Source organism: Eggerthella sinensis (assembly GCF_003339815.1).
GTDB classification, from domain to species: Bacteria; Actinomycetota; Coriobacteriia; order Coriobacteriales; family Eggerthellaceae; genus Eggerthella; species Eggerthella sinensis.
On sequence record NZ_PPTT01000009.1, the window covers coordinates 34730 to 47956 of the forward strand.

Annotated in this window: 10 protein-coding genes; 4 read left to right on the forward strand and 6 right to left on the reverse strand. The window is 64.2% G+C overall.

The features are described 5' to 3' along the window. The first annotated feature begins 55 nt into the window (after positions 1–55). The 3 genes from C1876_RS17955 to C1876_RS06680 all read left to right on the forward strand — a co-directional run bounded on the left by C1876_RS17955 (position 56) and on the right by C1876_RS06680 (position 3114). Positions 56–1246 (forward strand): tyrosine-type recombinase/integrase, encoded by a 1191-nt coding sequence (locus tag C1876_RS17955; protein ID WP_114545941.1) that lies wholly within the window; start codon positions 56–58, stop codon positions 1244–1246. A 109-nt stretch (positions 1247–1355) separates the two neighbouring features. Then, positions 1356–2108: a class I SAM-dependent methyltransferase gene (locus C1876_RS06675; RefSeq protein WP_114545942.1), complete on the forward strand. Its 753-nt coding sequence runs from the start codon at positions 1356–1358 to the stop codon at positions 2106–2108. A gap of 58 nt (positions 2109–2166) precedes the next feature. Beyond that, positions 2167–3114, forward strand: a complete 948-nt coding sequence (locus tag C1876_RS06680; protein ID WP_114545943.1) for a DUF5050 domain-containing protein — start codon at positions 2167–2169, stop codon at positions 3112–3114. Between the two features lie 30 nt (positions 3115–3144). Here C1876_RS06680 and C1876_RS06685 read toward each other — a convergent pair whose 3' ends face one another. The 5 genes from C1876_RS06685 to C1876_RS06705 form a co-directional block, all read right to left on the reverse strand. Then, positions 3145–4722, reverse strand: coding sequence for an FAD-dependent oxidoreductase (locus C1876_RS06685; RefSeq protein WP_114545944.1), 1578 nt, complete (start codon positions 4720–4722; stop codon positions 3145–3147). A 165-nt stretch (positions 4723–4887) separates the two neighbouring features. Next, positions 4888–5805, reverse strand: a complete 918-nt coding sequence (locus C1876_RS06690) for a LysR family transcriptional regulator (protein ID WP_114545945.1) — start codon at positions 5803–5805, stop codon at positions 4888–4890. Positions 5806–5923: 118 nt separating this feature from the next. After that, on the reverse strand, positions 5924–6283 hold the full coding sequence (locus tag C1876_RS06695; protein WP_114545946.1) for a 3-hydroxyisobutyrate dehydrogenase: 360 nt from the start codon (positions 6281–6283) through the stop codon (positions 5924–5926). 40 nt (positions 6284–6323) lie between these two features. Continuing rightward, complete coding sequence (locus C1876_RS06700) at positions 6324–6911, reverse strand: DNA-3-methyladenine glycosylase I (RefSeq protein WP_114545947.1); 588 nt, start codon at positions 6909–6911, stop codon at positions 6324–6326. Between the two features lie 9 nt (positions 6912–6920). Beyond that, positions 6921–7826: an aldose 1-epimerase family protein gene (locus C1876_RS06705; protein WP_114545948.1), complete on the reverse strand. Its 906-nt coding sequence runs from the start codon at positions 7824–7826 to the stop codon at positions 6921–6923. Positions 7827–8510: 684 nt separating this feature from the next. Between C1876_RS06705 and mgtA the strand changes: the two genes are divergently transcribed. Further along, positions 8511–11177, forward strand: a complete 2667-nt coding sequence (gene mgtA / locus C1876_RS06710; protein WP_114545949.1) for a magnesium-translocating P-type ATPase — start codon at positions 8511–8513, stop codon at positions 11175–11177. A 93-nt stretch (positions 11178–11270) separates the two neighbouring features. On the opposite strand, the gene C1876_RS06715 is transcribed toward mgtA, so the two are convergent. After that, on the reverse strand, positions 11271–13226 hold the full coding sequence (locus C1876_RS06715; protein WP_114545950.1) for a fructose-1,6-bisphosphatase: 1956 nt from the start codon (positions 13224–13226) through the stop codon (positions 11271–11273). Position 13227 lies beyond the last annotated feature (1 nt).

A 13227-nucleotide genomic window follows, 5' to 3' on the forward strand; every position in this document is an offset into this window, starting at 1 on the left:
TGCAGTTCCTAGACTTCCGCGATCGCATGATCGCCACCCAGGGAAGGTGAGCGCCATGGCGGAAACCAAGGGAACCGGCTCCATCGTCCAACTCGAAAAGGACAAGCCCAAAAGCAAGTGCCGCAAGTGGCAGCTCCGCGTATGCGTCGGGAAGGATCCGCGGACCGGCAAGTACAGGGCCCGCACCCGCCGCCTCGAGGGCACCTACACCGCGGCGGCGGCCGCACTCCGCGAGTTCATCGACGAGGTGGAGGGCGACCGGGTCCAAGGAAGGACCAGCTACACCTTCCGTCAGTACTGCGACCGCTACATCGAGCTGAGGAGGGCCAGCAGAGAGACGGCGCCCACCACGCTCAACCGCCAGGGGTTCCAATTCAAGGCCGCGTGCTTCCATATCGGGGAGGCGAACCTGGCCGCCGTCACGCCCGCCATGCTCAACGACATGTACGTTGCGATGCTTCGCGGCGACACGCTTTCGGGAAAGCCGTCCGGCGGCTCGTACGTCAACCAGATCCACGACAACATCAAGCTCGTGTTCGACCAAGCCATCACGGAAGGCGTCCTCACGTCCAACCCGTGCCTCAAGGCCAATCCGCCCAAGATGGACACGAAGAAGAAGCGCGCCCTCAAGCCCGGGAAAACCAGCGAGCTCCTTGGCATGCTCGACCCAGCCAAGGATCGCGATTGCGCCTACCAGCTCGCCGTGACCATGGGGCTGCGCCGCGGCGAGATCGTCGGCCTGTCCTGGGGCGACATCGACTTCGAGCGCGGCATCGTGGACGTCAACCACTCCTACGACATGCTAGGCAACCTCAAGGAGACCAAGACCAAGGCGGGGATGCGCCTGCTGCCCCTGTCCGACGCCGCCAAGAAGGCGCTGCTAATACACAAGCAGGCGCAGCTCGCCCGCTACGAGCGCACCAACCAGTGGCGCAAACCCGAGGAGGGCTACATCGAGCAGACCGACGAGACGCCGGTCATCACGGACAACTGCGGCACCTGCATCCTCCCCACGAGCCTCAGCCGCTGGTGGACGGAGGACCGCGGCAAGTACGGCCTCGACGGCTGGTGCCTCCACGAGCTGCGCCACACCTACCTCACGCTCCTGGCGCTCAACGGGGTGCACCCGAAGGTGATGCAGGAGCTCGCGGGCCACTACAGCTCCAGCATCACCATGGACATTTATACCCACGTCAACATGGATGCCAAACGCGAGGCCGAGACCGCCGTGTCGAAGGTATTCTAGCCCGAGTCGAAGCGCTTCATGCCGGGTGGTACAATACGGAAACGATTCGTACCAGATTCGCACCAGATACGGTGATCTGACCGCTCTTCTGCTTGCAGCGAGGAACACGATGGACAGCCTGAAAGAAAACTACTACGGCAGCTTGTGCACGGAGATGTACGAGATGCTGCACCCGAAAGCCCCGCAAGACGAACTGGCTTTTTACCTTTCCTACGTCCGAGAGGGAATGTCGGTGCTCGAACCCCTTTGCGGAAGCGGGAGGTTCCTCGTGCCGTTCCTGGAACGAGGGATCGCCATCAAGGGCGTGGACAATTCGCGCGAGATGCTGGAGAAACTGCTCGAGAAGGCGCCCGATGCTGCAGTGGTGCAGAGCGATCTCGAAGACTACGAGACGTCGGAGCGTTTCGACTACGTCTTCATCTCCTCCGGCTCCGTCTCTCTGTTCACCGATCGGGATTCCTGCAAGGCTGTCCTGTCAAAGATGAGAACGCTGCTGAAGAAGGGCGGCGTCTTCGTGTTCGCCGTGGATACCGTGGCGAATCGCGAACCCGACAGCGACGACTACGTCGTGCGCGAAACGGTCGAAACGGACGATGGCCGCCGATTGGAGCTCTCGTCCAAAAGCCGCTACGATGAGGCGACGGGCACGCAGTACAGCCCGGCCGTGTATGCGCTGTATGAGGGCGACGCCCTCATACAGCGCGAGGAGATGGACTTCCGAACCCACCTCTACGCTTTGGGCGAGATGGAATCGCTGCTCGAGGAATGCGGCTTCACCGAGGTTGCGACCTACGCGTCCTTCGATAAGGATATCGCCCGTTCCAACAGCACGGAATCATTCTTCTACGAATGCAGGTTCTAGGATCACAAACCTGTACTGCGGGAGCGAATCAGCAGAAGAGCACCGCAGCATAGAGCGTATGGAACTATGCACGCCGATGGGCGTGAAAATGCCCGACGGCTCGACGTACGGCAACACTCCGGGAAACACCGTGCAGGGCGGACGGGTTGCCTACTGCGACGGCTGGATCTACTACAACAACCTCCCGGCATCGATCGAATTCTACCGGATACGCACCGACGGCTCCGACAAGGAAACCCTGCCCGAAGGTTTCGCCTCGCAGATATCGATGCACGGCGGATGGCTGTACTACCTCAACATGGACAACGCCCTCTGCCGCATGCGGCCCGACGGCATCGGCTGGGAGCGGCTGACCACCTTCTCTTCCGGCTACTTCAACTTCGTCGACGGGTGGATGTTCTTCACGAAACTGGATATGCAGAGCGACCGTCCGGAAGAGAGCATTTGGAAGATGCGCGTCGACGGTTCTGAGCTGAGCCAGCTCTACGAAGGCTTCACGGGATCCATGGTGGCCTACGACGGATGGCTGTACTTCAGCGCGTACGGCGACGACGCGTTTCAAGACGACCTGTACCGCATGGAACTCGATGGCACCAACCTGCAGAAGATCCACGAAAGCACCTCCTCGTACGTTGTGACAGACGCGGGGATCTTTTTCAGCGACACGTTCGGCCTCAACGAGATGAAGCACGACGGAAGCGACGAGCGCCAGGTGCACGACACCCGGTTCAACAGACCCGAACGCCTGAACGCCTGGGGAGACGGGGTTTATTTCACGTGCGAATCCGAAGAAGGCGCGCAATCCCTTTATCGGTTCGACATCGTCACATCCGAGGCGACGCTCGTCACCGAAGGAGATTGCATGAGCTTCGGCATCGTCGGCGACCAACTCTTCATCTGCGAGCGGAAGCCCTCGTACACGTTCGACTACTACCTCGCCGACCTCGATGGATCGAACGCCCGGCTCATCGATACCGCGGTGGCCGAGGGCTTCGAATCGATCTGACCGATCCGAGCCCCCACCTCCGCGCCTTCCCTATTCCCGGCTATCGAGGGCGGCGGCTTTTTCGCCGATGACCATGCCGAGGGTCGTGCAGGAGCCGATGCCGACGCCCACCATGTAGTGGTTGCCCACCACCGAGCGCGTGACGATCTCGCCCGCGGCGAACAGGCGGCCGCCGCCCACCGGTTGGTCGTCGTACTGGCCGATCACCTGGCACTCGCCGTTGATCATGAAGCCGGTCGTGGGCGTGTAGAGGATGTTCGGGTAGCTGGCGTAGGCGTAGTACGGCGGCTGGTCGAGCGGCACGGGAGAGGGGGTTCCCGTGCCATTCCAGAACGTCCGGCCGAACAGCGTGTCGCCGCCATCGGCCACATCGGCGTTGTAGCGTTCGATGGTGGCAGGCAGGTCGGGGGCGTTGATGACCGCGGCCAGTTCCTCCACGGTGTCGCCCTTGACGAAGTACGATTCGTTCTGCTCGTAGATGCCGTTCTTGGGGCCGGTTTCCACCGCGCGGTCGTAAGCGGCCTGGTCGGCGATCATCCAGGTCTGGAAGCGCTCGTTGCCCTCCTGCTTCGCCTTCGCCACCATCGCACGGGTGCGGGCGTTGGTCCAATACTGGCCGTCGTCGAAGAAGCGGTTTCCCGACAGGTCGGTGACGATGGCGCCGAAGTGCGGCATCTCGCAGAAGGCGGCCCCGTCTTCGGAATGGCCCTCCACGGCGTACACCGTCTCGCGGCCCCACATGGCCGCGCCGAGATCCATGAGCGCCAGATGCCCCAAGCCCGTCAAGCCCTGGCCCGTGAACAGGGGTATCTTGCTGAAGCCCATCGCGCATTCCTCGAGCAGCTCCACGTTGCGCAAAAACGACCCCGTGCACATGAGCACGGCCTTCTTCGCCTTGTAGGCAACCTCCTTGCCCTTCTTCTGGGCGATGGCCCCGAGCACCGTGCCCGCGCCGTCGTACACGAGCTTCGTGAACTCGGTGTCGAACCGGTAGTCCACGCCGGCGTCCTTCCCGGCGTCGGTGAGCAGCTGCAGCATCTTGGCGTTGTCCACCACGTGGCAACGCAAGAGCGAGTGGCCCACCTGCACGTACGGGTCGGGGAATTCGAGCCCCAGATCTTTCAGCACCCGGTAGCCGCGCGCGCTGTTCTCGGCGAAGGTGCGGATGGCGTCCTCGCGGTTCGCTTGGACGACGTTGCCGTCGGAGTTGCCGTTGGCCAGGGCATCTTCCAGGAACTGCTCGACCGAGTCCTCGATGCCGAGCGCCTTCTGCTCGTCGGAACCCACGACGCAGAAGTTGCCGTAGCAGATGGACGTGGCCGAAAACGAGTTCGTCGACTGCGAGTCGAGCAGGATCACGCTCGCGCCCGCCTTCGCCGCGTGCAGGGCCGCCGACGCGCCCGCGCCGCCTCCGCCGAGCACGAGCACGTCGCACTCCTCGTCCCAGCCGGCCGGCAGGTTGGTGCCGCCCTCGGTGCCGCTCGCCGTCGAAGCGACGGCCTCCGTGGCGGCGCCCTTCGGCGCGCACCCCGCCAGCCCCAGTCCGGCGGCGATTCCCGCCAACCCGGTGCCCGCCACGAAACCGCGCCGCGTGATGTTCTTCCCCATGATGTCTCCTTGTCCGCTTCGTTCTCGATTCGCACCCGCTCCCTGCGGGATGCTTCGAGTATAGGAAGCGGGAAACGGCCGGGGAATCAACCATGCCGGGTGGGTCCACAACAAACCGTTGTGGAGCGAAGCGTCGGGGGGGGGAAGCGGTGGGGCGCGAAAGGGTTAGCGGATTGAATGCTCCCAGGTGAACAGGCGGTTCTCATGCTCGCGTACCCAGGCGAGCGCGTAGGTTTCGAACTCGCGAGCATCGCCGCCCAGCGCCTCGTCGGCGTTGCTCACGAGGTACACGTCCCACGAGCAGTACTCGTCGTACACGGGCACGATGGACACGTCGCCGCGCGCGCCGATGGAGGCGTGCTTGTCGGTGGAGACGCACACCGCCTCGTTGTCGGCCGCCAGGTGGAAGCCGGCGTACCCCTCGCCGGTTTCGATGAGCTTCTTAGGCGCGACGCCCTCCTTGAGGAATTGGCCGATGATGTTGCCGTACGGCGCGTAGCTGCGGCTCATGAGCGCCACCACCTTGCCGTCCAGGTCGGAGAACGCAAGGCGCTCGCGCTGCGAAAGCGGGTCGGCGTTGTTGACCACCACCACGTGACGGTGCCGGATAAACAGCTCGGCGCGGTACCGGGCGCGATCAACCGGCCCCGCCATGAAGCCCACCTCGATGGCCCCCGAAGCCAGCAGCTCGGCCACGCGCAGGTCGCTGCACTCGTCGATGGCCAGCTCGATGCCGGGATGGGCGCTCTCGAAGTCGGAGATGAAGTCGAGGCCCACCGACATGATGAAGCCGGCCGGCGCGGCCACGTTGAGCACGACGCGGCCGGACAGCGGCTCGGGCTCGTCCTCAAGCGAATCGAGGATGGCGGCCAGCTTGGTGGCCTTCGGATAGAGCGCGCGGGCGTACGCCGTGGGCTCCACCCCCTGATGCGAACGCGTGAAGAGGGGCTTTCCCAGCTCGGCTTCCAACTTGATGATGGTCTTGGAAAGGCCCTGCTGACTCACGTAGAGCCCCTTTGAGGCCTTCGATATGCCGCCCGCTTCGTACACCGCGCAAAACGCCCGCAAGCTCTGAAGATCCACGGTCCCCTCCTCGCTCCCCTTGCGACCCGCTCGGCTCCTGCCGCCGAAACCAACGAGGGGCTGCTCGAGCCCCTCGCGTGCTACGGCGTCTTCCGCCTCCTACGGCAATGCCTGCGTATCAGATCCGCCCGAACTTGGAGAGAAGCTCCACGGCGGCGGTGCAAGCGTCGCAGTCGCAGTACTTCTCGCCCCGCTCCTTGCGCTCGAGCTGCGTGGCGAGAATCTGGTCGGCGGCCTCTTTGCCGAACAGCTCGACGGCGGGACCCTGGGCGAAGGCGATGACGCCCTCCACGGTGTTGGGCCGCCCTTCGAGGAAGTCGACGAGCTTGGCAGTGGCGGCTTCGACGGCCTCGTCGCTTGCGCCTTCGACGGCGCGCTTCCACGCCAGCGCAGCGTCTTTCGTCTCCTGCTTGCTGGCCTCCGAAGCCGAGAGGATGTCAACGCGCTCCGCAACGTAATCGAACAATTCCTTCTCCATGGTGCCTCCTTCGCATTCGCTTTCCAACGAGCATATAGTATCACCAATCAGGTTCGTATCCGGCTATCTCCCGATACGCGAAGCAGTCCACCACGTGGTCGTTCACCATGCCGATGGACTGCAGGTAGGCGTAGACGATGGTGGAGCCGACGAACTTGAAGCCGCGCTTCTTGAGGTCCTTGCTGATGCGGTCGGAGAGCGGCGTGGTGGCCGGCACGTCCGCTTGGGATTCCCAGCGGTTCACGATGGGTTTCCCGTCCACGTATCCCCAGATGAACGCGTCGAAGCTTCCGAACTCCTCGACCACGTCCAGAAACAGCTTCGCATTGGTCACGGCCGCGTTGATCTTGAGCCGGTTGCGGACGATGCCCTCGTTCGCCATGAGCTGCTCGACCTTCGCCTCGTCGTAGAGCGCCACCTTGGCAGGATCGAAGCCGTCGAAGGCCTCGCGGTACGCCGCGCGCTTCTTGAGAATGGTCAGCCACGAGAGACCCGCCTGCGCGCCTTCGAGGACCAGCAGCTCGAACAGCTCGCGGTCGTCGTGCGTGGGCCTCCCCCACTCGTTGTCGTGGTAGTCCACGTAGACGGGGATGTCGCCCGCCCATGAGCATCTGCGCCGTTCTTCCATGTCTCCCCCCTACCGAAACGTCATGCGATAGGTCAGCGTGGCGCGCTCTCCGGGTTCGAGGATGCGCACGCCGGGCTTTTCGGTCAGCTCGCGCGGGGAGAAGCGCGCGTCCGGCAGCGCCGACCACGGCTCGATGCACAGGTAGCGCGCGTCGGCCTGCCCCGCCTTCGTCCAGATGCCGAGGTAGGGGAAGTCGGGAAACGACACCTCCACCTCGCAGGCGTTCTTCGTGCACGCGAGCGTCACCGTGGAGCCGGGCACGTTCTCGAGCACGATGGTGTCGATGCCCAGCTGCTCGGGAGTGCGCGTCAAGCGCCCGTCGTCGAGCGGCACGCGCGTCTTCGGCAGCGTGAGGATGCCCTCCTCGTCCATGCCGAACATCTCGAGGGCCTCGGGCGCCCCGGCGCCCACGCCGTCCCCGAAGCGCACGAAGTAGTCGGCCATGTGCTCGCCGGGCAGCAGCCGCGTTGCGTAGGCCTCGTGCCCGCCCACCTCGAACGGCATCGGCACGGAGCCGACGTTCTCCACCGCATGCGTCTTCACGACGGTGCCGCCCTCGAGCGAGAAGTCGACGGCCAGGCGGAAGTCGAAGGGATAGACCGCCCGCGTCTGCGCGTCGGAGACGGTGGCGAAGCGCACCTGCACCGGCGATACCTGCTCGGCGGCGAACGCGCGGTCGCGGCTGAAGCCGTGCATCGGCGCGTCCACGCGCGCGCCGTCGTTCGCGTACCAACCGTCGCGCAAGCGCCCGATCAGCGGGAACAGCAACGGCGCGCGCCGTCCCCACACCGCCGGGTCGCCGCTCCACATGCGCTCGACGCCGTCGCGCACGACGCTCTGCAGCTCCGCGCCCGTGCTCGAGATGCGCACTGCGAGCTCGTCGTTTCCCAGCTCGAACATTCCCGGATCCTGCATAGCGCGTCCCTTTCGTCAAAAGATTCGATTGGGAACATCCTACCCTACCGTCAGCGGTTGATGGAAGGCCCTTCGCATGGCGAAGCAAGATATCGATCCGCAAGGAACACCCCTTCCGTCAGCCGCAAGACGAGCCCCTTTGCGCGGTTTGCGGTTTTTCCCACCAAAATGCTTGACATTCGCGTAGCGGGCGTTCAGTATTGCGTGTGTTTTGCAGCGAGCCCTTCCCCGGCCCGTTGGACCGAGCCATGAAGGAGGTGCCTTTTGGACGACAGTTGCTCAGCCATCCCGCTACGTCAGGGGCATCGCCCGACGGCTCGCACCGTGCGCTCCTAGCAGCGCCTCCGGCGCATCCAACGCATCCGATCCCCCTTCGACAACCCGAACCATCCGCCCCGTCGATCCTCCTGTGCGCCCGCACAGCCGCCTCGACGCGCTCAGAAACACGAACCGAAGGAGGTGAGAGCCGTGAAACCCCGCAAACCCCCGCCCGGCGTACTGCCGGAACGTCAGAACGGCGCGTCGGCGTTCGGCTCGAGCTTCGACCGATCGCGATCGCCTGCATCCTGACCGGCATGCGTCGGAACCGCCTGCGTGCGCAGGCCCGGTTCGGCGCCTCATCAAGCCGTCGAGCCCCACCGTATCGAACGAGGCTTTGCCTCACGAAACGAAAGGGGTGAAGCGATGAAAAAGCTCGCAACCCTCAACCGCACGGGAGAAACCTCCACCGTGCGCGCATCAATGCTCGATTCCGCCGCGACGTGGCGCATCGAGGACATCTACGACCTGTTCGGAACCACGGCGGGCGGCCTCGACCGCGCCCACGTGGAACAATCCCGCGACTCGTACGGACGCAACGTCGTCGAACAGGGAAGAAACGACGATCTGCTCCGGCGCATCGTCAAGGCGTTCATCAACCCGTTCACCTGCATCCTCATCGCACTGGCCATCGTATCGACCTGCACGGACATCGTCTTCGCCGCACCGGGCGATGCCGATCCGACCACGGTCGTCATCATCTCGACGATGGTAGCCATCTCAGGCACGCTGCGCTTCGTGCAGGAAGGCCGCAGCGGAAGAGCCGCCGCCCGCCTGGCCGCCATGATCAGCAATACCGCTTGCGTCATACGAGCCGAGGACGGCGAGCAGGTGATCCCCATCGAGGATCTGGTTGCAGGAGACCTCGTCCGCCTGTCTGCGGGCGATTTGATACCAGCCGATATGAGGCTCGTGCAAACCAAGGATCTTTTCTTGAGCGAAGCCGCGCTCACCGGCGAAAGCGAACCCGTGGAGAAGAGCGCCGAAAACCGCGACGTGGCCTTCATGGGTTCCACGATCGTATCCGGCAGCGCTACGGGCATCGTCGTGCTCGTAGGCAACGACACCTTGCTCGGAGCCACCGCCGCGACCCTTTCGAACGAGCCTCCCCAAACCTCCTTCGAACTTGGCGTCAGTTCGGTTTCGTGGGTGCTCATCCGGTTCATGCTGGTAATGGTGCCCGTCGTGCTGTTCATCAACGGCTTCACCAAGGGCGACTGGATGGAGGCGGCCCTGTTCGCCGTGTCCGTGGCCATCGGCCTCACCCCGGAGATGCTTCCCATGATCGTGACCACGTGCCTGGCGAAAGGCGCGGTCAGCATGGCGAACGAGAACGTGATCATCAAGAATCTCGACGCGGTTCAGAACCTCGGCTCCATCGACGTGCTCTGCTGCGACAAAACCGGCACGCTCACGTTGGATCGCGTGGCGCTGCACCGGTGTCTGGACGTCGAAGGAAACGACAGCCGCCGCGTCCTGCACTGTTCCTATTTGAACAGCTACCACCAAACCGGGTTGAGGAACCCGATGGACAGCGCCGTCGTCGCCTCCGTCGAGGACGGAGCCGAAGACGCTCTGCTGCGCGACCTGAAAACCTCCTACACCAAGATCGACGAAGCCCCCTTCGACTTCGAGCGCCGACGCATGAGCGTGGTGGTGTCCGATTTGTCCGGCGCAACCCAGATGGTGACGAAGGGCGCTGTGGAGGAAATGCTCGACGTCTGCTCGTTCGCAAACGTCGGCAACGAGATAGTCCCGCTGGACGAGCGGATGCGCGCCTCCGCGCTGGAGAGGGTCAATAAGCTCAATGCCCAGGGCATGCGCGTCCTGGCCGTCGCCCAGAAAGCCGATCCCCGCCCCGTCGGCGCATTCTCCAGCGAAGACGAAACGAACATGGTGCTCATCGGGTACCTAGCCTTCCTCGATCCCCCCAAGGGGAGCGCCGAAAACGCGATTCGCGCGCTGAGGGAGCACAACGTGGACGTGAAGGTGCTCACGGGCGACAACGAGAACGTGGCCGCTGCGGTGTGCCGGCGCGTGGGGGTGGATACCGAGCGCATCGTGCTGGGCAGCCAGGTTGAGGATATGGACGACGAGCGATTGAGCGGAGTCGTCGAGCAAGCTTCCGTATTCGCCAAGCTCTCTCCCGATCAGAAGGCGCGCGTCGTCACGGCGCTGCGTCGCAACGGCCACGCGGTGGGTTTCATGGGGGACGGCATCAACGACGCCGCCGCCATGCACGTGTCGGACGTGGGCGTATCGGTGGATACGGCCGTCGACATAGCGAAGGAGTCCGCGCAGGTCGTATTGCTGGAAAAGGATCTGATGGTGCTTGAGAGAGGCATCGTCGAAGGCCGTCGCACGCACGCGAACACGATCAAGTACATCAAGATGACCGCGTCGTCGAACTTCGGCAACATGTTCTCGGTGATGGCCGCAAGCGCGTTCCTCCCCTTCCTGCCCATGGCGTCCATCCAGCTCATCCTGCTGAACCTCATCTACGACGTATCCTGCACGGCCATACCCTGGGACAACGTCGACGAGGAGTTCCTCGCGCGGCCGCAGAAGTGGAACGCGCGCTCGATAGTGGATTTCATGGTGCGTATCGGGCCCACCAGCTCCGTGTTCGACATCACCACCTACCTGCTCATGTTCTTCCTCGTATGCCCCTTGGTCGCAGGCGCGCCGTTCGACCGGATCACCGATCCTGCCACGCTGGCTCTGTTCGTGGCCACGTTCCAAGCGGGATGGTTCGTCGAGTCCATGTGGACGCAAACGCTGGTCATCCACATGATCAGGACGCCCAAGATCCCGTTTCTGCAGAGTCGCGCCTCGAAGCCGGTGACCGTGCTCACCTTGGCGGGGATAGCCCTGCTCACGTGCATACCGTTTTCGCCGTTGGCGGGTCCGCTCGGGCTTGCGCCGTTACCGCCCGTCTACTTCGCACTGCTTTTGGTCACCGTCGCCTGCTACATGGCGCTCGTGACCGTGGTGAAGCGCCGCTTCGTCAAGCGCTACGGCAGCTTGCTCTAGCTCAGGGCGGCGCGCTCCCCCGGCGCCAAGGAGCGCGTCGCCATGGTGCGTTATGCTCATCAACGCCGATTGCAGCATCAGCTCAGTCGTTTCCTACTGCTCGCGCTCGGCTATGGTGCCGCGGCGGTAGGCGGCGAGCAGCTCTTCCAGGTCGGCGATCTGCTGTTTGAGCACCGCGCCCGTGTCGGTGTCGGCCACGAGCGTGCGTTCGCCCACGAGCTCCACCACGCGGCGCGACGAGTGGATGTCCAGCTCGTTGATCACGGCGGCGCGAGTGGATTCCAAAGGCTCGTGCGCGGCCAGCACGAAGCCGTACGAGTTCGAGATGAGCGTGTAGCCGGCGATGCCCGTGGTGGGCTGGTACGCCTTCGAGAAGCCGCCGTCGATGGTGAGCACGTGGCCGTCGCACTTCACGGGGTCTTCGCCGTCCTTCGCCTTCACCGGCACGTGCCCGCACACGATGCGCGACGTCTCGAACTCGAGGCCGAAGTCCTCGAAGATGCCCGCGAGCACGTCCGGGTCGTTCAGGTAGGCGTAGAAGGGGTTCTTGACCTCCTTGCGCGCCTCCTTCTCGGCGATGAGGTACAGTTCGAACGTGGCCATCTTGCTCTTCGCGAACAGGGGCGACCCCTCCCCCAGCCACAGGTACCACATGAGGTCGCGCCCGCGCTTGCGCTCGTCGGGATCGGACGCGTTGAAGCCGGCGCGCACCCAGCGCTCCATGGCGTCGTAGAGCGCGCGTCCCCGGTACTTCTCGCCGAACACGTCCACCTCCATGAGGGAGCCGTCGGCGTTGAGCGGCACGCACGCGTGGAACAGCAGGTTGCCGTTGCTCACCTTGTAGAGGCTGCCCGCCTCGAGGAAGAAGCGCATGTGGCGCTGCAGCTTCTCGCAGCCCGTGAACGCCTGCTCGAGGCGCTGCATGACCTCTTCCTCCTCGGGGGTGAGACGGTAGGGGTCGGCCGGGTCCACCGTGGGGAACACCGTGTCGGTGAGCGCGTACTCCACGCCGTCCACCACCACGGTGTTGCGCTCGAAGTCGATCTTGTCGAGCAGCTTGCGACTCTCGAGGCCGAAGTCGGGGTTCTCGTCGATGAGCTGGGCTTCCACTTTGAACTGGATGATGGCCATGGCCTTCTGGATCTTCACGTTCATCTCGAGCTCTTGCGGCGAGAGGTCGGGGTTGCCCTTGAGCCCGAACGCCACGCACGGGTCGTCGGCGTAGGCGTCGAGCGCGAACGACGCGAGCGGCAGGATGTTGATGCCGTAGGCGTCCTCCAAGATGGACAGGTTGCCGTAACGCGCGCAGTTGCGCACGACGTGCGCGATGCAGCCGCGCTGCCCGAGCGAGGCGCCCATCCACACGATGTCGTGGTTGCCCCATTGGATGTCGAGCGAGTGGTAGCCCATGAGGGTGTCCATGATGATGTGGGGGTACGGCCCGCGGTCGTAGATGTCGCCGACGATGTGCAGGTGATCGATGGCGAGGCGCTGGATGAGCATGCTGAGCGCCTCGATGAGCGCGCCGCCGCGGTCGGTGCGGATGACGGCGTCGACGATGGCGGCGTAGTAGGCCTGCTTGTCCACGCCGAGACGGTTCTCGGTCATGAGCTCTTCGATGATGTAGGCGAAGTCCTTCGGCAGCGCCTTGCGCACGCGCGAGCGCGTGTACTTGCGCGCCGAGCGCTTGCACACGGCCACGAGCCGCGGCACCATGACGGCGTACCAGGTCTGCGCGTCTTCCACCTGCGACAGCACGAGCTCCATCTTCTCGCGCGGGTAGTAGATGAGCGTGGCCAGCGAGCGCTTCTCCTCCGCGCTCAGGCTGTCGCCGAACACGTCGTCGATCTTGAGGCGGATGGAGCCCGATGCGTTCTTGAGGATGTGCGAGAACGCCTCGTACTCGCCGTGGATGTCGGAGGCGAAGAACTCGGTGCCCTTCGGAAGGTTCAGGATGGCGCTGAGGTTGATGATCTCCGCCGACGCCTTGGCGGCGGTGGGAAACGAACGTGAGAGAAGTTCCAGGTACCGCAGTTCGGTCGCATCCATG